The 21,713-nt window shown below is 63.0% G+C and carries 17 protein-coding genes; 4 read left to right on the forward strand and 13 right to left on the reverse strand.

What is annotated here, in order from left to right:
• Positions 1-2: 2 nt before the first annotated feature.
• The 12 genes from murG to dinB form a co-directional block, all read right to left on the reverse strand.
• The gene (murG, locus tag QMG25_RS08310) at positions 3-1,157 is read right to left on the reverse strand and encodes an undecaprenyldiphospho-muramoylpentapeptide beta-N-acetylglucosaminyltransferase (RefSeq protein ID WP_283459172.1); all 1,155 of its coding nucleotides are present in this window, start codon (positions 1,155-1,157) and stop codon (positions 3-5) included.
• The gene (gene ftsW / locus QMG25_RS08315; protein WP_283459174.1) at positions 1,154-2,512 is read right to left on the reverse strand and encodes a putative lipid II flippase FtsW; all 1,359 of its coding nucleotides are present in this window, start codon (positions 2,510-2,512) and stop codon (positions 1,154-1,156) included. Before ftsW ends, murG begins: the two co-directional genes overlap by 4 nt.
• Positions 2,512-4,086, reverse strand: coding sequence for a UDP-N-acetylmuramoyl-L-alanine--D-glutamate ligase (gene murD / locus QMG25_RS08320; protein WP_283459176.1), 1,575 nt, complete (start codon positions 4,084-4,086; stop codon positions 2,512-2,514). The genes ftsW and murD overlap by 1 nt, the downstream gene beginning before the upstream one ends.
• Positions 4,068-5,180 carry a phospho-N-acetylmuramoyl-pentapeptide-transferase gene (gene mraY / locus QMG25_RS08325; RefSeq protein ID WP_283459178.1) on the reverse strand — a complete coding sequence of 371 codons (1,113 nt, stop codon included), beginning with the start codon at positions 5,178-5,180 and terminating at the stop codon, positions 4,068-4,070. The genes murD and mraY overlap by 19 nt, the downstream gene beginning before the upstream one ends.
• On the reverse strand, positions 5,177-6,724 hold the full coding sequence (locus QMG25_RS08330; RefSeq protein ID WP_283459180.1) for a UDP-N-acetylmuramoyl-tripeptide--D-alanyl-D-alanine ligase: 1,548 nt from the start codon (positions 6,722-6,724) through the stop codon (positions 5,177-5,179). The genes mraY and QMG25_RS08330 overlap by 4 nt, the downstream gene beginning before the upstream one ends.
• Entirely contained in the window at positions 6,717-8,486 is a 1,770-nt protein-coding gene (locus QMG25_RS08335; RefSeq protein WP_283459183.1) for a Mur ligase family protein, read from the reverse strand. Before QMG25_RS08335 ends, QMG25_RS08330 begins: the two co-directional genes overlap by 8 nt.
• A 13-nt stretch (positions 8,487-8,499) precedes the next feature.
• A complete protein-coding gene (locus QMG25_RS08340) occupies positions 8,500-10,272 on the reverse strand; it encodes a peptidoglycan D,D-transpeptidase FtsI family protein (protein WP_349307120.1) in 1,773 nt (590 codons plus the stop codon).
• A 110-nt stretch (positions 10,273-10,382) separates the two neighbouring features.
• Positions 10,383-11,099, reverse strand: a complete 717-nt coding sequence (gene ftsL / locus QMG25_RS08345) for a cell division protein FtsL (protein ID WP_283459184.1) — start codon at positions 11,097-11,099, stop codon at positions 10,383-10,385.
• Positions 11,096-12,094 carry a 16S rRNA (cytosine(1402)-N(4))-methyltransferase RsmH gene (rsmH, locus tag QMG25_RS08350; protein WP_283459186.1) on the reverse strand — a complete coding sequence of 333 codons (999 nt, stop codon included), beginning with the start codon at positions 12,092-12,094 and terminating at the stop codon, positions 11,096-11,098. Before rsmH ends, ftsL begins: the two co-directional genes overlap by 4 nt.
• A 346-nt stretch (positions 12,095-12,440) precedes the next feature.
• Positions 12,441-12,872, reverse strand: a complete 432-nt coding sequence (gene mraZ, locus QMG25_RS08355) for a division/cell wall cluster transcriptional repressor MraZ (RefSeq protein WP_283459187.1) — start codon at positions 12,870-12,872, stop codon at positions 12,441-12,443.
• A gap of 668 nt (positions 12,873-13,540) precedes the next feature.
• The gene (locus tag QMG25_RS08360) at positions 13,541-13,918 is read right to left on the reverse strand and encodes an SCO2097 family morphological protein (protein ID WP_283459188.1); all 378 of its coding nucleotides are present in this window, start codon (positions 13,916-13,918) and stop codon (positions 13,541-13,543) included.
• 242 nt (positions 13,919-14,160) lie between these two features.
• Positions 14,161-15,318, reverse strand: a complete 1,158-nt coding sequence (gene dinB, locus QMG25_RS08365) for a DNA polymerase IV (protein ID WP_283459348.1) — start codon at positions 15,316-15,318, stop codon at positions 14,161-14,163.
• A 197-nt stretch (positions 15,319-15,515) separates the two neighbouring features.
• Here dinB and QMG25_RS08370 point away from each other — a divergent pair, with 197 nt between their 5' ends.
• Together QMG25_RS08370 and QMG25_RS08375 are read left to right on the forward strand one after the other, a co-directional pair.
• Complete coding sequence (locus tag QMG25_RS08370; protein WP_283459189.1) at positions 15,516-16,115, forward strand: hypothetical protein; 600 nt, start codon at positions 15,516-15,518, stop codon at positions 16,113-16,115.
• Between the two features lie 62 nt (positions 16,116-16,177).
• Entirely contained in the window at positions 16,178-17,281 is a 1,104-nt protein-coding gene (locus QMG25_RS08375; protein WP_283459190.1) for a polyprenyl synthetase family protein, read from the forward strand.
• Positions 17,282-17,475: 194 nt separating this feature from the next.
• On the opposite strand, the gene QMG25_RS08380 is transcribed toward QMG25_RS08375, so the two are convergent.
• Complete coding sequence (locus QMG25_RS08380; protein WP_283459191.1) at positions 17,476-17,829, reverse strand: Rv2175c family DNA-binding protein; 354 nt, start codon at positions 17,827-17,829, stop codon at positions 17,476-17,478.
• A 176-nt stretch (positions 17,830-18,005) separates the two neighbouring features.
• Here QMG25_RS08380 and QMG25_RS08385 point away from each other — a divergent pair, with 176 nt between their 5' ends.
• Both QMG25_RS08385 and pknB read left to right on the forward strand, forming a co-directional pair.
• Positions 18,006-19,445, forward strand: a complete 1,440-nt coding sequence (locus QMG25_RS08385; RefSeq protein ID WP_283459193.1) for a LysM peptidoglycan-binding domain-containing protein — start codon at positions 18,006-18,008, stop codon at positions 19,443-19,445.
• Between the two features lie 97 nt (positions 19,446-19,542).
• Positions 19,543-21,645, forward strand: coding sequence for a Stk1 family PASTA domain-containing Ser/Thr kinase (gene pknB / locus QMG25_RS08390; RefSeq protein ID WP_283459195.1), 2,103 nt, complete (start codon positions 19,543-19,545; stop codon positions 21,643-21,645).
• The last annotated feature ends 68 nt before the right edge of the window (positions 21,646-21,713 follow it).

Raw genomic sequence — 21,713 nt, forward strand, 5'->3', positions numbered from 1 at the left:
TTTTACTTTCCGCCTGCGGCAAGAACCATGTCGGCCATGCGATCTGCCGCATCACGTATTCCCAGTTGGGCCGCTGCGCGGCCCATCCGGTCCAGCCGTGGGACGTCGAGGCACAGCGGGATCACGTTGTCTTGGATCCATTGGGCATCGAGGCTTGCATCCGGTTGCACCAGGGCGGCACCTGCCTCGAGCAGACCGGCGGCATTGCGGGCTTGCTCGCCATTGCCGATGGGCAACGGGACAAAGACGGCCGGCAGCCCCACGGCAGCAACTTCGGACACAGTTCCGGCCCCGGAGCGGCACAGCAAAAGATCCGCTGCGGCATAAACGTCCTCCATGCCGTCAACGTATTCAACCTGGCGGTACAGCTCCCCGGTGAGTGGGGAGCCGTCGGAGCCAGCAACAGCTTTTCCCTTGCCGGTGATGTGCAGGGTTTGAATGCCGGCGGCAGCAAGCGCTTCCAGGGAAGCTGCCACGGCCTGGTTCAGGCGCAACGCCCCGAGGGATCCGCCTGTCACGATGAGTGTTGGCCCATCCACTGCAAGGCCCAACCGTTCCCTGGCCCCGGCCCTGGCCTTGTCCCGGTCAAGGGTTGCAATGGCCCGACGCATGGGCATGCCCACAAGGTGTGCGTGGCGAATCTTGGTCGCGGCAAACGCCGTCCCCACATAAGTGGTGTATCTGGCCCCCACCTTGTTGGCCAGCCCCGCCGTTGTATTGGCTTCGTGGACCACGATGGGCACCCCCAGCGACTTGGCCGCCAGGTACATGGGGGTGCAGACGTAACCACCCACACCCACCAGGACGTCGGCGCGGGAGTCACGGAGAATCTTCTTCGCCGTGGAGACGGCCCGGCGCATGCGCACCGGCAGTTTCACCAAGTCCAGGGAAGGCTTGCGCGGGAGCGGGATGCGCTCAATGAAGACAAGCTCATGTCCTGCGGCAGGCACCAACGTGGTTTCCAGTCCGTCCTTCGTCCCGACGGCCGTGACGGCTGCTGCGGGAAAGCGCTGGCGGAGGGCCGCGGCGATGGCCAGCAGAGGGCTGACGTGCCCTGCCGAGCCTCCTCCGGCCAGGACCACCGACAAGGGGGATTCCTGCAGGGGGGATCCCTGCACAGGAGCTTCCACCGTGTTCGGGTTGTCATTGTTCGTCATGTTCTCTTCAGGGTTCCTTCTGGATCAGTGAGGGCAGCATCAGTGCCGGCAGCATCAGTGAGCGCAGGATCAGTGCGGGAAAACGACAAGACCACGCCCAAGGCTGCAAGAACCATGATCAGTGCGGTTCCGCCATACGAGATCAGCGGCAACGGAACACCAATAACTGGCAGCAAGCCAACCACCACGGCAATGTTCACCACGGCCTGGCCGATGATCCACGTAAGGATCATGCCGCAGGTAATTCTCGAGAACGGGTCGTTGCGCGTGTTGACGACCCGGAAGATGGCAAAGGCGAGAACCCCGTACAAGCCCACGATGACAAGGGTGCCCAACAGGCCAAATTCTTCGCCGATGATGGCAAAAATAAAGTCGTTGTGCGCCTCGGGGATCCAGTTCCACTTTTGCCGGCTCTGGCCCAGCCCCACGCCAAACCAACCCCCGGAGGCCAGGGCATAGACCCCGTTGAGGTACTGGTCGCAGGCACCGTCCTGGCTGCAGTCGCCCAGCCAGCTGGCGAACCGGTCCGTTCTGTTGCTGCTTATCATCGAGAATACCGCCGCCACCAGGCCGGCGCCGACCAGGGCAAGGGCCAACAGCCACTTGCGCACGCCGGCAAACATCAACCCGGAAAGGATCATCATGCCCACAATGACGGCAGTGCCCAAGTCCTTGCCTCCCAGGATCAAGGCCAGCACTGCGGCGCCGCCCACTCCCACGGGGAGAACCACATGCCAGGTGTTGCGCACAAGGCTGCCCTTGGCCGTGAGCACCGCGCCCATCCAGAGGGCAAGGGCCAGCTTGGCCGCCTCCGAGGGCTGGAACTGCACAGGACCCAATTCCAACCAGTTCAAGTTGCCGTTGATGTCAACGCCCAACGGTGTAAAGATCAACCCCAGCAGGGCAATGGCCAAAAGAAAGAGGAACGGAGCGAACCTCTTCCACAGCCATGCCGGAACGCACGACAGTACAAACATCAGCGCCAAGCCGGCCACGGCAAAGCCCGATTCCTTCACGAACAAGCTGTAGGGATCCTTGCCCTGTGAAATCGTCTCCGCCGTCGAGGCCGAAAGCACCGTCATGCGCCCGATCAATGTCAGCGCCACGGTGGTTCCGATGATCCAGTAGTACATGGCTGTGGGACGGCCCACCCGGGCGTTGAACCAGTTGCGGGCGCCTTGGAACGCCCGCGGCTTCTGCCGCTTTCCGGCCTTGGATAAACCGACTTTGGTTGAGCCGGTCTTGCCGGTTCCGGTCTTTGCTGAGCCGACTTTGGCTTTGCCGGCCTCCACATCAGTGTTGGCCTGCGCTGCGTGTGCGGCGACCTTGCCCTGCTGTGTGGGGGTCTTTGCCACTATGACTCCTTGTCGGCGCTTGCCCGAGATTCCATGAGTTTCCGGACTGCGTCCATGAAGGCCTGGCCGCGGTGGGCATAGGAAGAAAATTGATCCATGGAGGCCGACGCCGGCGCCATCAGCACGGTGTCGCCGTCAACTGCCAGGGACGCTGCCTCGGCAACGGCCCGGGCCATGATGGCGTCGCCGTCCGAAAGTGTTGGGTTTGCCGCGGCTTGGGGATCGGCCTTGTTTCCAGTGTGCACCCCGGAGGCGGCAATCACCGGAACCTTCGGTGCGTGGCGCGCCAGCGATGCAGCCAGGGTGCTGCTGTCCACGCCAATGAGCACCACCGCCTTGAGCCGTGCCGCCTGGGCCTTGACAAGCTCGTCGTAGTCGACGCCCTTGGACAGCCCGCCGGCAATCCAGATGACGGGGTTGAAGGCCGCCAGCGAGGCTGCGGCGGCGTGCGGGTTCGTGGCCTTGGAATCGTTGATCCACAGCACACCGTCCGCGCTGGCCACCGGCTGAATCCTGTGCTCGCCATTGTGGTAGTTCACCAGGCCTTTTTGCACGTCCGCCGGGCTCAACCCATAGGCCAGCACGAGGGCAGCTGCGGCTGCCGCGTTGGCCACCAGGTGCCGCGGGACGAGGTCGCCAATGTCGCTGACCTTGGCCAGCTCTGCGGCAGAGTCCTTGCGTTCGTGGATGAAGGCGCGGTCAACCAGCATCCCTTCGACCACTCCCACCATGCTGACGGCGGGGATGCCAGTGGTGAAGCCCACGGCTCGGCAGCCCTCCTTGACATCGGCCTCTTCAACCATGCGCTCGGTTTCAATTTGCTCGGCGTTGTAGATGCAGGCAACTTGGGTGTTTTCATAAATCTTGGCCTTGTCGGCGGCATAGGCGGCAAAGCTGCCATGCCAGTCCACGTGGTCTTCGGCCAGGTTCAGGCAGACGCTGGAGACCGGCTCGAGGGATTCGCTCCAGTGCAGCTGGAACGTGGAAAGTTCCACGGCCAGCACGTCGTAGCCCTCGGGGTCGCGGACGGCGTCGAGAATGGGCGTGCCAATGTTCCCTGCCGCGATGGCCCGCAGCCCGGCGCCTTGCAACATGGATTCCACCATGGTGGTGGTGGTGGTCTTGCCGTTCGTGCCCGTGATGGTGATCCACTGGGCCGTTTTGCGCCCGGACTTGGTCTGCACGCGCCAAGCCAGCTCCACGTCGCCCCAAATGGGGATGCCTGCCTCTGCGGCGGCGGCCAGCAGCGGGTGGCTGGGCCGGAACCCGGGGCTTGTGACAACAAGCTCCGCCTGCTCCCCATCAACGAGGGGCAGCACGGTGGAGGTGCCCGCGCCGAGAATGACGTCGGCGACCCCCACGATCCGCAAAGTGTCGGCGTGGGCCCGGGCTTCGTCGTCGTCCGAGGCGGCAACCACCACCACACGGGCACCCAGCTCTGCCAGGGTGTCGGCCACGGAGAAGCCGGTTTTGCTGATCCCCGTGACCACTACACGCAACCCCGACCAGTCGGCGTCCCAGCTGCGCAGAGTTTCAAGCCGGTTTTCTTGGGTACTCACAGTCGAACAATCCATTCAGCGTAGAAAGCCCCAAGTCCTACGGCGACCATGAGGCCGGCCAGGATCCAGAACCTGACAACAACGGTCACTTCCTTCCACCCCTTGAGTTCGAAGTGGTGTTGCAGCGGTGCCATGAGGAAGACCCGTTTGCCCTTGGTGAGTTTGAAGAAGCCCACCTGGATGATGACCGAGCAGGTGATCAGCACGAAGAGCCCGCCAATGATGGCCAGCAGGATCTCGGTGCGGGAGAGAATGGCGAAGCCTGCCATGGCTCCTCCGATGGCCAGCGAGCCGGTGTCGCCCATGAAGATCTTCGCCGGGGATGTGTTCCACCACAGGAAGCCGATGAGGGCGGCAAACATGATCACTGCCAGCAGCGAGAGGTCCAACGGATCGCGGACTTCGTAGCAGACGGACTCGGAAGGAACCTTGCGTGATCCGCAGGCCTGGCTGCTCTGCCACAGGCCCATGAGCGTGTAGGCGCCAAAGACGAGGATGGCCGCTCCGGTGGCCAGTCCGTCCAGGCCGTCGGTCAAGTTCACGCCATTCGTGGCGGCAGTGATGATCAGGTTGGACCAGATCACAAACAGCACCACGCCCAAAGCCGCCCCGGCAAAGGCCAGGTTCAGGGAGGGGATGTCACGTGCGAAGGAAATGAAGGTGCTGGCAGGGGTACGGCCTGCGGCATTGGGAAAGCCCAACGCCATCACGGCGAAGGAAATACCCACCACGGCCTGCCCGACGAGCTTTCCCTTGGGGTTGAGTCCAGTGTTGTGCTGCTTGGTGATTTTTAAGAAATCGTCAAGGAAACCCACCAAACCCATGCCCACCATGAGGTAGATCATGAGCAGCCCGGACGCCGAGGGCCCGGCGGAGTTGGGGTTTAGCAGCCACACGATCAAGTGCGTGATGAAATAGGAGGCCACCACGGAGCCGACCACCACCGTCCCGCCCATGGTGGGGGTGCCACGCTTGACCTGATGGGTGGTGGGACCGTCCTCGCGGATGATCTGCCCATACCCCTTCTTCACAAGGAAACGGATAAACAACGGGGTGCCGATCATGGCAAAGGCCAGGGCCAAGCCTGCACCCATGAGCAATGCGATCATGGCTGGGCAGTCCTTTCGCCTGAGGGGGCATTGGTGGTGTTGGTGGGGCGGTTCCCCGGGGACAATGCTATCCGATCGCCCAGGAACCGCAGGCCTGCGCCATTGGAGGACTTGAGCAAAACAATGTCGCCTGGGGCCAGTTCGGCCACCAGCAGCTCGTAGGCGGCGTCGGCGTCGGGGAGGAACATTGACTCGTTCCCCCACGATCCCTCCATGACCGCTCCGACGTGCATGGCACGGGCGCCGGCGCCGACCACCAGCAGCCGGGAGATGTTCAGCCGCACAGCCACCCGGCCCACGGCGTCGTGCTCCAGCACCGACTCCTCGCCCAGTTCAAGCATCTCCCCCAGCACAGCCCAGGTGCGCCGGGCACCGCTGCCGCCCAGTTCGGCCAGAGTGCGCAGGGCGGCGCGCATGGACTCGGGATTGGCGTTGTAGGCGTCGTTGATGATGCTCACCCCGTCGGCACGGTCTGTGCGTTCCATCCTGTACCGGCTGGCTGCGCGCTGCTCGTTCAGCGAGGCGACGATATGTTCCGGCGCCGCCCCGACGGCGTGCGCCGCTGATGCCGCAGCGAGCAGGTTGGCCACATGGTGCAGGCCAAGCAGTTTGCTGCGCACCGTGAGCGCTTCGGTGCTACCGGGGAAGAGCAGGTCGAATTCGGGCTGGCCGTCGGCATTGGTTTGCACATTGCGGGCCTGCAGGAACGCCTGCCCGTCGGCACTCGTCGATGCCCCCGTGGTCGCCGGGACGTCTTCCGTGTCCAGGACGGGGGCGTCGGCGCTGCTGAAGAACGTGACTGGCGCGCCGGAACGCACCGCCATGGCCCGGACGCGTGCGTCGTCGTAGTTCAGCAGGGCCCGGCCGTGCGGGGGCAGCGCCTCCACGAGTTCGCCCTTGGCAGCTGCGATGTTCTCGATGGAGCCAAACTCGCCAGCGTGGGCGCTGCCCACACACAGCACCACGCCTACATCCGGGCGCACCATCGCCCCGAGGTAGGCGATCTGGCCCCTCTTGGTGGCGCCCATTTCAATGATGAGGTAGCGGGTGCTTTCCACGGCACGGAAGACCGTCAGCGGGACGCCAACTTCGCCGTTGTAGGAGCCCACCGGAGCCACCGTTTCACCCAGCGGGGACAAAATGCCCGCCAACAGGTCCTTGGTGGTGGTCTTGCCGGCGGAACCGGTAATGCCGATGACGCTCAACGGTGAGTGCGCGCGGATGCGGCGCACCACCTCGGACGCCAACGTCCCCATGGCCAGCACCGCGTCGGCGACGACAACAGCAGGAAAGACGGTGCCGGCGTCGTCCGCGGGCACCACACGTTCGGCCAGGGCCAGCACGGCACCGGCGCCAAAAGCCGCTGCCATGAAGTCGTGGCCGTCGGCGTGCTCGCCCGACTTCGCCACATACATGCTGCCGGACACCACCTCACGGGAGTCGGTGGCAATGCGCGCCACATCGACAAGCGTGGCGGGGTCGGTGCCGGCCGTGAGCGTGCCGCCGGTCAGTTCGGCAATCGTAGCCGCAGTAATTTCAATCATTTGATGAGGACTCTATCTTGCTTGCTTGAGTGAACGGGAATCCGCGGGCAGCCAACGCCGACCGCAATTCAACCCTGTCATCGAGGGAAAGATTGACCCCTTTGACTTCTTGGTAAACTTCATGGCCGCGCCCTGCGACAAGGATCACGTCTTGTGGCGACGCCAGTTCCACGGCCCGGGAAATTGCGTCGGCACGGTGGCCGACTTCTTCCACCACGCGCCCCAGCCCCAGCCGTTCATTGGCCGCCAGGGCCCCCGCCAGCACACCGGCGCGGATGGCTGCCGGGTCTTCGTCGTGGGGGTCGTCGTCGGTGACAATGACCACGTCGGCACCGCGGGCCACCACCTCGCCCATGATGGGCCGCTTGGTGGCGTCGCGCTCCCCCGTGGCGCCAAAAACGGCAATCACGCGGGCACCTTGCGTGTCGGGACGGACGGCGTCCAAGGCACGGGCCAAGGCATCCGGGTTGTGGGCAAAATCAACGACGGCCACGGGCGCCGTGCCGATGAGCTGCATGCGGCCGGGGACCTCCACTGTGAAGGGGTCGTGCTCATCAAGTGCGTCCTGCAGCAAAGCCAACACGCCGTATTCATTTGCAACCGGCTGCTGGGTCGCCTGCTGCGTCGTCTGTTGTGTCGCCTGCTGGACCAACTGCAGCCTGGTGAGGACCATGAGCAACGCCAGTGCGGCATTGGCAACGTTGAAGTCCCCCGGCAGCCCGGTGCGGACGTGCAGGAGCGCGCCGTTCGGTCCGGACAGCTCAAAGCGCGAGCCGATGCCGTCGCGACGAACATTGCGCACCTGCCAGTCGGTGCGCTGAACAGTGGCTTCAGGGTGGGATAAATCCGAGCGCTGCCCCTCCACGGCCGTGGCCAAGGTGACAACGGGGACCGTGCCGGCCGCTGCCATGCGCCTGCCCCAGTCGTCGTCAACGGTGACGACGGCGGCTTGGCTGTGCCCGGCAGTGAAGAGTGCCGCTTTGGTGGCGAAGTACTCTTCCATGCTGCCGTGCAGATCCAGGTGGTCTTGGGTCAGGTTGGTGAAACCAGCCACGTTGAACACCACGGCGTCAACCCTGCCGAACGCCAAGGCATGCGAGGAAACCTCCATGGAGGCACAATCCAAGCCCTTCTCGGCCATGACGGCCAACAAGGCGTGCACATCGGTGGACTCCGGTGTGGTCAGCTTGCTGGGAATGGCCTCGCTGCCAGCCAAGATCTCAATGGTGCCAATGAGCCCTGTTGTTTTTCCCAGCGCCCGCAGCAGGGAGTTCAAGAAATAGGTGGTGGTGGTCTTTCCATTGGTTCCCGTCACGGCAAACAGGTCCAGGCCGGCTCCGTTCCCGGCCCTGCCTGTTCCGTATACAGCGGCCGCAACGGCTCCCACGGCACCGCGCACGTCTGCAACGGTGAGCACGGGGACAGCCACCGCTGCCCCCACCAGTCGGGCTCCGGCGTCGTCCGTCAAGATCGCCACCGCACCCGCGGCAACCGCCTGGGCGGCAAATTCCGCGCCATGGGCCCGTGAACCGGGCAGCGCCGCGTACAAATCCCCCGGGAGAATGCTGCGCGAGTCAAGACTGACACCGCTCACGTGCACGGGGGACGCACCCGGCAGCTCACCCTGCCGGGCCCCGAGTGTCGCGCACACCAGCTCGGCCAGCTGCGCCAAGGCCGCTCCCCGATGGTGGATTGGTCGCAACGGTGCAGGGTCATGGTTTTGCGGCACGGGCACTACATCCCCTTCTTTCACAGTGTTCATGGTTGGTCCCGGATTACTTGTAGAACTTCGGCAGCTTGACGGGCGGCGTGGTGGACGGCGGAACGTCGTAACTGCGCAGCACCTGTCCCATCACCTGATTAAACGTATACCCCTGGGTGACGCCATAGATGCTTCCCTTGGGCCGTTGGACAGTAATGCCAACCACATATTTGGGGTCGTCCATCGGTGCCATGCCGATAAAGGAGGAGGTGTAGCCGTCAAAGCCGACGCCATTGTCCGCCGGGGCTTCGGAGGTGCCCGTCTTGCCGCCCGTGCGGTACCCGGGAATGTTGACCACCTTGTAGTCGGTCATGGTCACCACCCCTTCGAGCATGTCCCGGGCGCCCTGGGCTGTCTTGGGGCTGATGACCTCCGTGCCCGGTGCCTGCGGAACTGTTTCAACCTTGCCGTTGGCGTCAGCAACCGATTCGACGATTTGGGGTTTGAGCCTGACACCGTCGTTGGCAATCGTTTGGAAGATCATGGTGGTCTGCAGGGGTGTTTGGGCCACACCCTGGCCAAACAGCACGGTGTACTTCTGGCGCCCGTCCCAAGTGCGCCAGTCGGCGAGGATGCCCGGACTTTCACCCGGCAGCGCAATACCCGTCTTTGCCCCGATCCCGAACTTACGCATGTAGTTGTAGTTCTGCTCGAGGCTCAGTCTGGATCCTGCCATGACTGTGCCGGTGTTCATGGAGTCGGCAATGATGCCGGACAGGGTGCGTTTTTCGGTGCCGTGTTCAAAGGAGTCGGAGAAATTCTGTCCGCCAATGTTCAACGACGGAGGGACAAGAAATTTGCTCCCGGGCGTGGCCAGGCCCTCCTGGAGCAGGGCCGAGGCCGTGACAATCTTGTTGGTGGAACCAGGCTCCACCACCGAGCTGACGGTGCGTGAACCAATGTTGGCAGGGTCCGAAGCAGCGACGTCGTTGGGGTCGTATGAGTCGCTGTCGGCGAGAGCTACGACCTTGCCGGTGCTGACCTCAATGACGGAGATGCTTGCCCATTCGGCACTGTATTGCTCCTTTTGCTGCTGGGCTGCCTGCTGGGCGTAGTACTGGATGTCCTGGTCAATGGTCAGCTGAATTGTCTGGCCGTCAACGGCAGGCTCCGTTCGCACCGGCGCCGTGGGAATAATGATGCCGTTCTTGCCTGCCTGGTAGGTGCGGGAGCCGTCGGTTCCAGTGAGCTTGTCATTCATGGTCTGCTCAATGCCGGCCAATGGTTTGCCCTCATTGTCAACAAAGCCGACAATGGGGCCACCGACCGACCCCATCGGGTACACACGCTTGGTGATGGCCTCGGAGTAGATACCAGGAACACCCAGTTCGGCAACCTTCTTCTCCACCTGCGGGCTGACGTCCTGAGTGATGTAGTCGAAGTTCTTCTTTCCCGTTGCACTCTTCTTGACGTCCGCGACGTCCAGGCCGAGCACGTCCGCCACCTGTTGCAGGCCGTCGTCCTTGGTGTACTCCTCGATGCTGGAAATGCCGGTTTCCGGATCGACGTTCCGGTGCTTGTACGTTGTGTAGTCCGCCATGTTGACCTGTGAGACGGTGATGTTGTACCGGATGATGCTCTCGGCCAGGACCTTGCCCTTGGCATCAATGATCTTGCCTCGGACCGCGGGAAGGGTTTGCACCACTGTGCGCTGTTTTTCGGCTGCCTGGGCAAGGTTGCCCACGTCCAATCCCTGCACCATGACGAGCCTGCCGGCAATGACCAGCAGGAACGCAAGCATCAAGATGAACCCCACGCGTATCCGCGTGCGTCCAACCTTGTTCAATTGTCGTGCAGTTGCACCACGTGCGGACTGATGGGGTTCATGTGCCACTGCTGCTTATCCTAGCGTTCTCGACTTCGGGGCAGTCGATGCTGCCAGATCCTGGTTAAACCCTAACTGTCCTTTTGGGCAGGTGCGGGGATGGTGCCGCCGTTGAGTTCCGGCGCCACGGCTGCCGCAGGCACCACCGGGGCCGCGTCCTTCTTCACTGCGTCCTTCTTGGCCGTAGCCGCCTTGGCTTGGCTCTCCTTGGCTGCGGCCACCTTCTCCGCCTTGGCCGCGGGGCTGAGCGGCACCACCGCCGCCCCGGCCGCCGGGGCGGCCACTGGCTTGTCGATGCGGGCCGGCGGAATGCTGACCAAACCCTTGGTGTCTGCCGCGGCTGGCTGCGGGGATCCGCTGACCTTGCCCGACCGCACATCAATCTGCCCGGCTGTTCCGGCTGGGACCATGCCCAGGTCGGCCGCCCGCGACACCAATTCCTGCGGGGCCTGCTTGGCGGCTATCTCCTGCTCCAGGGCCTGGTTCGACTTGTACAAGTCGGACTGCTGGTTTTTCAACCCAACCAGTTCGTACTGCCCCTTGGAAACGGAAATGCTCATGACCAACACTACCGACAGTGCAGCCACGACCACCATGAACAAGATCACCACCAGCGAGGAGCGGTTGCGCCGGGGAGTGGAAACAACAAGCGACAGCGGCGTGCGTGACTTCCGCGGATTGACGGCCGGTACTGCGGCGGGAAGCTCAGGGTCGGCCAGCCCCATATTCAGCACACGGGCATTGCTGCCCAGGCTTACTGGTGCGGTACGTGATGCAAGCTGGCTCATGCGGCATTCCTGACTTTAATCTTTTCCACTGCCCGCAGCCGCGCCGATGCGGCTCTGGGATTCTCTGCAATTTCTTCGTCTGTGGGTATTTCCGTGCCCTTGGTCAAACGTTTCAGGATGGCCTTGTGTTCTTCGAGTTCCACTGGGAACCCAACTGGGGCCGAAGACCTTGAGCCGGCGGCAAACACCGACTTCACGATCTTGTCTTCCAAGGAGTGGTAGGACATGACAACGGCACGACCGTGCAGTCCCAGTGCCTCCACGGCGGCCGGAATGGCTGTTTCCAAAACACTCAACTCTTCATTGACCTCGATACGCAGTGCCTGAAAAGTTCGTTTGGCCGGGTGCCCGCCTGTCTTGGCCGCACCGGAAGGAACCACATTGCGGATGATCTCCACCAGTTCGCCGGTGCGGGTCAGCGGCGCCTTGTCGCGGGCGGCAACAATGTGGTTCGCAATGCGGCCGGCAAACTTCTCCTCGCCCCACTTGCGAATGATCCGCACCAAGTCTTCTTCGGAGTAACTGTTAAGGACGTCGGCCGCCGTTTGGCCGCGGCTTGTGTCCATGCGCATGTCCAAGGGTGCGTCGAAGGAGTAGGCGAAGCCACGGTCGCGCTCATCCAGCTGCAAGGAGGAAACTCCCAGGTCCATCAAGATGCCGTCGATGCTGGGAATGCCCAAGTCTTCAAGGACCTCGGCGATTTCGTCATAGACGGCGTGCACCAAATCGGTGCGGTCCGCGAAGGGCGCCAAACGCTCGCCCGCTAGGCCCAGAGCCTCCGTGTCACGGTCGATCCCGATCAGGTGCAGATCCGGGAAACGCTGCAGCATTGCTTCGGAGTGGCCGCCCATGCCCAAAGTGGCGTCAATGACGAAGGGGGTGCGCCCGGCTGTACGGGCGGCTTCAAGGGCTGGGGCCAAGAGGTTGATGCAGCGATCTTTTAGAACGGGAGTGTGGCGTTCGGACGTAGGTGGCGTGGGGTTCTCCGACGTCATCACGCCTCCGTTTCTCTTCGGTCAAAACCGGGAGGGAAATTCGTTCCCCCATTGGCAATGCAAATCTTGCAAACAACTTGGGTGGTGCTGTGCTTCGGTGTAGCTGTGTTGATCCCAGTCCACGCCTTCGCGTCCTTGCAAAAGGTGTTCTTGAACCAGGTCCCCCTCCGCGCCAAGCCCTGCCACGCCTGGCTCCGGGGAAGGTGAGCCAGGATTGGAGGTGCTGGGCGGCTGGAGACCTCATTCAAGATCACCTGCCGAGCCAACGAAAAGGCGTCCTGCGAAGCGACACTTTTCTGGTGTTTCCAACTACTGGTGGTGCTGGTGGTGCACTGACGTGTCCGTGTCAGCTGATGCCGGGGATGGCGATTTCATCGGTTGCTGAGAACGCCGTCTCCTTTGCTGCCAAGTACTCATTCCAAGCTGTGGCATCCCAGATCTCCGCCCGGCTGCCGGCGCCAATGACGACCAGCTCCTTCTCAAGACCTGCATAGGCTCGCAAGGTGGCCGGGATGGTCACCCGCCCCTGCTTGTCGGGAACCTCGTCGGAGGCACCTGACAGAAAGATTCGAATGTAGTCACGTGCCGCCATGTTGGACAGCGGCGCATCTTGCATTTGGGTTAGCACCTTCTCAAATTCCCTTGCGCTGAAGACATAAATACAGTTTTCCTGTCCCTTGGTCAGGACAAGTCCACTGGCAAGTTCCTCCCGAAACTTGGCGGGGAGAATGATCCGCCCCTTCTCATCAAGGCGTGGTGAATGTGTTCCGAGAAACAATCCCCCACCACCTTCATTGATCGAGACTTAGGGATCACCATGACCCCACTCCCTCCTACGCGCTCCACATTACTCCACAATCCTCCACCGTCAACACAGGAATGGGGTGTGTTCGCTTCGTGTCGGAGGGAGGATCCTTGCCATGGCAAGGGATTTGCAGGTGGAGGGAAATGGGACCGAATGTCGGCTGGCAGCAGCCACGGAGACAGCAAAACGTCCTGAATGCGCCATTTTCGGCGTCAGGGGGGCCCCGGTGGTGTGAAATGGAGAGCCCCGGACGGGGACGGAAGGTTAAGCCGCGTCGAAGTGGTGGATCAGCCGTGCATGCGCGGGACCTGCCCGTGTGCCGTGGGCGGCGACCCTTTGCGGGGCCATGTTCGCTGCCGGCAATGCCAGAGGTGCCCACCAGGGCAGGGTCGGCGACCCAGGGTGGGCTGGCGGCCAGAGCAGGCCTGGGTGCGGGTTTTTGGGGTCAAACGAAAGCGGCCGCGGGCGCATCGCACCGTGGCCGTCATTACTGATTATTTTCGCGCAGCCTCACAGACTGCGCACGCCTTCATCGCTCCAGGCCGGGCCCGTGCTTCGGATGGGACCTGCAGCAGGTGGCACCTGCAGCACATCAAGGGCGCAACTGACCTCGGATGGGTGTGGAAGCACGGATCCGTCGCCTATTGCTCGCGGCGGCGTTCCTCCCACTTTTCTTCCAGACCGTTCATGAATCCGCTTTTTGCCTTGGACCCGGCCTTCGTTCCTGGCTTGGCTGCGCTTGTTGCGGCATCGCCAAACTTTGGCTTGGAGACGGCTATGTACACGCCGGCTCCCATGACGAGGAATCCCAGAATACCCAACAGAATCAGGTGTGTCGCCACGCCAGCGAGTAGGACCAGCAGTCCTGCGATCATCACCAGCACACCAATGACAATGTTGCGTGTTGACAACGACCGAGACGGCGCTGATGAGAGCGCACTGGCAAATTTCGGATCTTCGGCATGAAGCTGCTGCTCTAGTTGTTCCAGCAGCCTCTGCTCGTGCTCGGAGAGGGGCATGACGACCTCCTTCAGGTCAGGGCCATGGGCGTCTTTGCTCGTTAACGTCATTGTCGCCTTATTGGTTCCCCGCCAACCGGTTCCACACGTTCGGCTTCGTTGTGTGGCCTAGGTGCCTTGGGCGCCCATAAGTTTTGAAGTCGTCAATGAGCCAACTCCTACTATCAACAATAGGCTTGATTGTGCCGAACTAAAAGCCAAGCGCGACACAGTTCGCATATAAGCCGGGGCAGCATGTGGAACTAGTGGTCACCACGCGGTTTAAGCAGGCGTGCGGGGACGATTTTGGCGCTGCCAAACCTTGCGGCAATGGCATCGCCCACCACTTCGGCATTGCGGGAATGGTCGTCGCGGGGGTCAAGGGTGAACTGCAGGGGTGCGTTCTCGACCGACTCCAAACGTTCCACCCGCACCCCTATCAACCGCACGCTTTGTGGCCGGTGGCCAAGCGCCTGCAGCAAGGCCACGGCTCCGGCATAGAGCTGGGTTGCGCTGTCGGTGTTGGCGCTCAGTGCCTTTGAACGGGTGATGGTGGAAAAATCCGTGAACTTGATCTTGATCGCCAGGGTGCGTCCGGTCATCCCGGTCTCCCGCAGTCGGGTGGCCACCCTGTGCGAGAGCCTCAGCAGCTCACGGGTGAGCACGGCGTCGTCGAAAGTATCCACGGCAAAAGTCTCTTCAGCCCCAATGCTCTTTTCCCGGTGCTCCGGCGTTACGGGCCGCGGATCGATGCCCCACGAGAGTGCATGCAGCGCAGCCCCCGTGCTTCCCAACGCCTTTTGCAGGGAGGTAATCGGTGTTGCCGCAACGTCGGCAACTGTGAAGATTCCCAGCCGGGCCAACACTTCCCTCGTTTTGGCCCCGACTCCCCACAGCGCCTCGACGGGCAAGGTGTGCAGATAGGCCACCGTTTGCTCCTTTTCGATCAGCAGCATGCCATTGGGCTTGCAGCGGGTCGAAGCAACCTTGGCCACAAACTTATTGGCGGCAATTCCCACTGAGGCCGTGATGCCCAGTTCGGCAGCGATGCGCGAACGGATCAGCGCCCCAATTTCCAGCGGCGTGCCGAGCCTGCGCATTGAACCGCTGACGTCCAGAAACGCCTCGTCCACACTGAGCTGTTCAACTGTGTCGGTGATCGAGTGGAAAACTTCCATGATCTTGGCCGAGACCTGCTGGTACAGCTGTTGCCTGGGTGGGATGACGACGGCGGACGGACAGATGCGCAGCGCCGTCACCATGGGCATGGCCGAACGCACCCCGAGGGCACGGGCCTCATAGGAGGCCGAAAGAACCACAGAACGTCCCTCGGGCTGGCCCACAATGACCATTTTTCCCACCAGCTCGGGCCGGTCGCGCAACTCCACGGTGACAAAGAACGCATCCATGTCCACGTGCATGACGGTGCATCCCGTTTGGTCGGGGGACCGCCCGGATCCCGAGGACTGCTGTTCATCATTCACTCTTCAAGTCTAGTGATCCGCACCCACACGCAGTCCCGCCTGGCAGTGGGGTGAACCACACCGGCAGGAGGGCCTCGGCCGGGCATGGGTAAACTGGTCTCGAAGCCACCGCCCCGGCAGCTAAGGAAACCGCCATGACCAGCTCCACCCCGCGCCACGGACTCGTAGCCCCTTCGACCCGCAGGGGACTGTTGGCAGCTGCCGCAGCGTCCGCCGTCGTTCTGTTGGCTGCTTGCTCATCCCCGGGAACGCCCGCTGGATCGTCCACGACAGGCAGTGCGGCAACAGCAACTGCTGCCGCAACCGGCACCGCTCAAACTGGCACGTCAGCGTCCAGCAAAGCGCCAGCCAGCACAACACCTGCCAGCAGCACGGCCATGCCGTCGGCCGATACAGCGGTGAAGGAGCTTGTTGCAGGTTTCCCTTCCGCAGTTCTGCCATTGATGAAGGGTGCCCAAATCCAGGCCTCGAGCCTTGTTCATGGCAGCCCCGTATCCATGGCATCCCTGACGGCCACGATCACGGCAACTCCGGCCGCCGTACTGGCAAACTACACCAAGGTCCTGACTAAGCAAGGCTTCAAGGCGCAGCCCGGCGACGCGGTTGACGGAGTACCCACCAAGACGTTTGTGCGTGCCGAAGGACAGGAGATCGTGACGGTCTCCATTGTCAAGACCGGAGACACCTCCACGGTCACCTTGGGCGCCACGCTGGTGCCCGCGTCCTTCAAGTAAGCAGCCGCCGCTTTCAACGTCGCAGCCGCACAACCGACCCCACAGCTAGGAATCCTCAAAGCATGAACGCAACACCTGTCCGCATCGGCGCAACCCCTGCTGCCGAAAACGAAGCATTCGTTGCATCTGTTGCCACTGAACTTCAAGCTTTTCTAGCTGAAAAACAAGAACTGATGAAGCAGATCTCACCGGCAACCCTGGTGCTGGTTGACTCCATCAAGGCACTTGTCACCGGCGGCAAACGGATGCGGGCGCTGCTTTGCTACTGGGGCTGGCGCGGAGCCGGTGGCGCCCCCGACGCCACCGCAGTCATCCAGGCAGGCGCCGCCCTTGAACTGTTCCAGGCCGCGGCCCTCATCCACGATGACATCATCGACCGTTCGGACACCCGCCGCGGCGGCCCGAGCGTGCACCGCCAATTTAGCACCCTGCACGCCGACAGCGGATGGTCGCTGAATGGGGAGCGCTTCGGCCAGGCCGCGGGCATCCTGACAGGGGACCTCTGCCTGTCCTTCAGCGAGGAGATGTTCTCCCGCATCGGCTCCCCGGCGGCAAGCCGGGCCAGGGCCGTCTTCAATCTGATGCGCGCAGAAGTCATGGCCGGACAATACCTGGATATTTTGGAAGAAGTCTCGGGTCCTTCAAAGCCGCCCGAGACTGCCGTGGACAGGGCCTCCGCCATCATCCTCTACAAGAGCGCCAAGTACTCCTCCGAACACCCGGTGGTGTTGGGAGGAGCCCTCGCCGGAGCCGACGAAGGCCTCTTGGCCGGTTTCAGCGACTTTGCCCTCCCGCTGGGCCAAGCGTTCCAATTGCGCGACGACGTCCTGGGCGTTTTTGGGGATCCGGTGAAAACCGGCAAGCCCGCCGGAGACGATCTTCGCGAAGGCAAGCGCACTGTTCTCGTGGGGATGACCATTGACGCGGCCGGAGCCGAGGACCGGGAGTTTGTGGATGGCAATTTGGGACGTCAGGACCTCAGCGCGGACGAGGTCGCGCGCATGCGCTCCATCATGGTGGAATCCGGGGCGTTGGCCAGCACGGAGGCACTGATCACCGAATTGGGCCAGGCCGCATTCGGAGCGCTGGCCCGGCTTCCCATCGACCCTGACGTTGCCTCCGCCTTGTCCGTTCTGGGCACCGCGGCGGTGTCCCGCACGGCCTAGCCGGTTCAACATCGCAGGAAATCTCCCCCGGGTACTGGAGCGCCGGGACACCCATGTACAGCGCGTCAATGAGCACGGTGGCAGGAACGAGAACGTCAAAAAGCCCGCCGGTATCCCCACGGTGACTCTGTCAGCTCTATGGCGACGTTGTCAGCTCGGGGTTCCGGCAGGCTTTTTCCTTGAAAGTGGGTCCGTTACCAGCCGAGTGCTGCCGCTCGACGGCGGATTTCAGTCTTGCGGCCTTCACGCAGCGCGTCGATGGGACGACCGGGCAGCGAATCATCGGCCGTGTAGAGCCATACGATGGCTTCGTCGTCTTCGAATCCTGCGTCATGAAGGACGGTTATGGTGCCGCGAAGGCTGTCCAGAACGTGGTCACCGTCGATAAACCCGGCCGGCACCGCCCGGATCGAACGCTCGCCCACACGCGCAGCTAACAAGGATCCATCCTTGACAAGGGCATGAACTCTGGTGACCGAGACATCAAGAATCTCGGCAACATCGGGCAGGGGCAACCATTCACTGACTACTGTTTCAACATTACTCACACTCAAAGGTTCCCACATATTGCGCCAAGCCGTGCAAATCTTGTGGGAGATGTGGTGGGACATGCGGCGGTACAAAGCCCACTTGACCGCACTTTGGTGTAAATTCACTTCTAGTCACACGAGAAACATCATCATCATTGGCACCATACTGTAACGAAAACTTGAGGTACGCATCCATGACGCCCCCACGCCCTTCGACCCCCGGTGGCAAGCAGACCACCGGCGGCAAACAACTCGCGGCCGCAGCGACCGCCGCCATTCCCGTAATCATGCTTTCCTCGCTGGCCCTGGCCAGTCCGGCCGCAGCAGCCCCCGTCCCAGCGCAGCCGATGCCCCAGGGCACCCACGGCACCCTGGACTCCCAGACGGTCCTGGCCGCCGTCCAGTTACGCACCGTCGGCAACAGCATCCCCGCCGCCGTCGTGGCCGGGTCCGTGCCACGCGCCGTCACCGCCGTGGGCGGCGCCACCAAAGCTTCCATGAAGGCAGCTGTCAGGGCTTCCATCAAGGCTCAGAACCCGGCCTCCGGCAAGCACACAGTCGCGGCAGGGGACACCGTTTCGGCCATTGCCGCCAGCTACGGGGTGTCCACGGAGTCGTTGCTCTCACGCAACAAGCTCTCAGCCGGCTCCATCATCCACCCCGGCAAGGTACTCACCATTTCAGGCCCCGCGGCCCAAGGGGCAACGACGAGCTCCTCCCCTGCCACCAGCTACACGGTGCGTGCCGGGGACACGCTCAGCGGCATTGCCGCCAAGCACAAGACCAGTTTGGCCTCAGTACTTTCCTTGAACGGGATCGATGCCAGCTCCATTATCCATCCCGGCCAAAAGGTCAAGGTGGGTGGCCAGGCTGTGGCGGCTGCGCCGTCGAGCCCCACCCAACAGGCAGCAAAGCCGAGCAGCGGGAACAAATACGTGATCAAGGCCGGCGACACGCTCTCGGCCATCGCCGCCGAGCACAATGTGGGACTTTCCGCCCTGGCATCCGCCAACGGCACGGACCAGAATGCGACCATCTACCCCGGCAAGACGCTCATCATCCCGGGTGTTAGCGCCGCATCCAGCGACATCACAGTCATTGCCGAGGCCCCACAAGCCCAAGAGGCTCCCGCCCTGGCGGAAGACCAGCTGGTGCCCAGCACCTTCCTGCACTACACCTACCCCGACGCGGTGGTCAATGATGCCAACCGCAACAAGGCAGCCTTGCTGGCCGCGCCTTCCCCTTCGCGCGCCCAAATGCGCGAACTCGTCGCCAGCACCGCCGCAGCCATGGGCGTCGACCCGGCGCTGGCCATGGCCTTCGCGCAACAGGAATCCGGATTCAACCACCAGTCCGTGTCCCCGGCCAACGCCATTGGCATCATGCAGGTCATCCCCGATGCCGGCGAGTGGGCCTCGGGACTCGTGGGACGCCAGCTGAACCTGCTTGACCCGCAGGACAACGTCACGGCCGGAGTTGCCATCATTCAGGCATTGCACCGCGGCGCACCGAGCGAGGACGTTGCCATCGCCGGTTACTACCAGGGCCAGTCCTCCGTCAGCGTCCACGGCTTGTTCGGTGACACTGAAATCTATGTCGCGGGAATCAAGGCGAACCGCGAGCTTTTCCGCTAATCGGCGGCAGGGGCACGAAAGTACGCTCTCAACGAAAAGGGGCCCCGGCACAGTGTTGCTGGCGGCTCCTTTTCGTTTCTGCTCATAAACTGGGACGGTGCACGATGAATCCGCCGATCCACTGATCGGCTCCACGATCGACGGGCGCTACTTGGTACTGTCCCAAGTGGCGCACGGTGGCATGTCCACAGTGTATTTGGCCAAGGACCTGCGCCTCGACCGAAACATCGCCCTGAAGATCCTACCCCCGCACCTTGCCACGGACAGCGAATTCATAGAACGGCTCCGACGCGAAGCCCAAAGCGCCGCAAGCCTTTCCCACCCGCACGTGGTACAGATCCACGACCACGGCGTTGGCCCGCAGCACGCTTACCTGGTTTTTGAATTCATCGACGGGTACACACTGCGCGATGTCATCAACCAGAACGGGCCCTTGAGCCCCCGTCAGGCCCTTGACCTCCTCGATCCCGTGGTGGAGGGGTTGGCCGCAGCCCACAGCGCAGGATTGGTGCACCGCGACGTAAAACCGGAAAACGTGCTGATCTCCCGCCAAGGGTGGGTAAAGATCGGCGACTTCGGCCTTTCCCGTGCCGTCACCACTTCAACCAACACCAGAAACCTGCTCGGCACTGTGGGCTACATTGCCCCCGAGCTGGCCCGCGGCCAGGGGGGCGATGCCCGCAGCGACATCTATTCCGCCGGGATCATGCTGTACGAGCTGCTCACCGGGGTTCAGCCCTTCCGCAACTCCAACGCCGTGGCCGTGGTCATGTCCCATGTTCAGGACGAGGTGCCTGCCCCCTCGCTCGCCGTGCCCGGGCTCCCTCCCGTCATGGACGAGCTTGTCCGCTGCATGACGGAAAAGGACCCCGACCATCGTCACGCCGACGGCGCCGCGCTGCTGGAGGACCTTCGCCACATCCGCCAAACCTTGACCGCCGCCGAACTGGACTTTGGCGCGGCGCCTGGAGCCGGGATGGCCGGCACCGGCGCAACCGCCCCGGCAAGACGAAACGCCGCACGCCAAGACGCCGCACGCCAAGATACTCCAGGCCAGGGCGCCACCGAAGTTGTTCCAACCATTTCAGGTCAACCGCAGGATGCCACCACTGTGGTGCAGGCCACCAGTTTTCCCACCACCGTGCTGCCGCCTTCCCGCAAGCTCTATGCCGAGGACCCTTTCGAGGAGCCGTCCGACACCGGCCAGGCAGCTGCCAAACCGGCACCAACCAAGCGCCAGTCCGCGGCCGAGGCGAAGTCGCGCGCAAAGGCCGCTGCCACCCCGCGCAAGACGCTGGGCCCGGCCAAGCCGCGGCGTCGCGCCGTACTGTGGATTCTGCTGGTTGGGCTCCTGCTCGCCATGGCCGGCACGGCCGGCTGGTACTTGGCGCTCGGGCCCGGCGCCTTGGCAACGGTACCCGACGTGCACAACAAGTCGGTGGTCCAAGCCCAGGAAATGCTTGTCACAGCAGGGTTTGAGAACATCCCCGAAGCGGATGTCTTCGACGAGAAAGTGGCGGCCGGCTTCATCGTCGCCACCGATCCCGGTGCAGGTGCCTCCGTGCGCAAATTCAACGGCATCACTTTGCAGGTCTCCCGCGGTCCGGTCCTGTACCCCGTGCCCGACGTCGCCGGCAAACAGCTTGACGACGCGAAAAAGCGCCTTGTCGACGCCCACCTGGTGGTGGGAAACGTCGTTGAGAAATACGACGAAAAGGTGCCGTCCGGCGTCGTGCTTGGCCAGGACCCGGCAGCAGGCAAGGAATTCCGCGGAGAAACCAAAGTGAACCTGACGGTCTCCAAGGGACCCAAGCCGATCCCCGTCCCTGCCGTGGCGGGCAAGACCGGGGCGGATGCCGACGCTGCCCTGAAAGCCGTGGGCCTGCTGGCTGCTGCGGCACCGGAGCGTGTCAACAGCACCACGGTGCCTGTCGGTTCCGTCGTGTCGCAGTCCCCCGATTCAGGCACCTTGAAGGCCGGGGAGACTGTCACCTTGACGCTCTCCAAGGGCCCGCGCATGATCGACGTGCCCGACTTGGTGGGCAAGCAGGTCGAAGTGGCCACCAAGGAGCTCGAGGACCTCGGCTTCACGGTGAAGGTGGAAAACTTCCTGGGCGGCTTCTTCGGCACTGTGCGCATCCAGACGCCCGACGGCGGCCAGGCCCCGGAAGGATCCACCATCGTCCTGAAGGTCGTCTAGCCCTCGCCAAGGCGGCGAATCCGGTGTTTTCCGAGCCGTCGCAAAGGAGGCACCGAAGGCCGCCCGCG

The organism is Arthrobacter sp. H35-D1, assembly GCF_030063185.1.
Classification (GTDB): domain Bacteria; phylum Actinomycetota; class Actinomycetes; order Actinomycetales; family Micrococcaceae; genus Specibacter.

Coding starts and splice junctions, on each gene's coding strand:
- murG (WP_283459172.1), bottom strand. CDS start 1,157: ATGACGAACAATGACAACCCGAACACGGTGGAAGCTCCTGTGCAGGGA.
- murD (WP_283459176.1), bottom strand. CDS start 4,086: ATGGATTGTTCGACTGTGAGTACCCAAGAAAACCGGCTTGAAACTCTG.
- mraY (WP_283459178.1), bottom strand. CDS start 5,180: ATGATCGCATTGCTCATGGGTGCAGGCTTGGCCCTGGCCTTTGCCATG.
- QMG25_RS08330 (WP_283459180.1), bottom strand. CDS start 6,724: ATGATTGAAATTACTGCGGCTACGATTGCCGAACTGACCGGCGGCACG.
- QMG25_RS08335 (WP_283459183.1), bottom strand. CDS start 8,486: ATGAACACTGTGAAAGAAGGGGATGTAGTGCCCGTGCCGCAAAACCAT.
- ftsL (WP_283459184.1), bottom strand. CDS start 11,099: ATGAGCCAGCTTGCATCACGTACCGCACCAGTAAGCCTGGGCAGCAAT.
- rsmH (WP_283459186.1), bottom strand. CDS start 12,094: ATGACGTCGGAGAACCCCACGCCACCTACGTCCGAACGCCACACTCCC.
- QMG25_RS08360 (WP_283459188.1), bottom strand. CDS start 13,918: ATGCCCCTCTCCGAGCACGAGCAGAGGCTGCTGGAACAACTAGAGCAG.
- dinB (WP_283459348.1), bottom strand. CDS start 15,318: ATGCACGTGGACATGGATGCGTTCTTTGTCACCGTGGAGTTGCGCGAC.
- QMG25_RS08370 (WP_283459189.1), top strand. CDS start 15,516: ATGACCAGCTCCACCCCGCGCCACGGACTCGTAGCCCCTTCGACCCGC.
- QMG25_RS08375 (WP_283459190.1), top strand. CDS start 16,178: ATGAACGCAACACCTGTCCGCATCGGCGCAACCCCTGCTGCCGAAAAC.
- QMG25_RS08385 (WP_283459193.1), top strand. CDS start 18,006: ATGACGCCCCCACGCCCTTCGACCCCCGGTGGCAAGCAGACCACCGGC.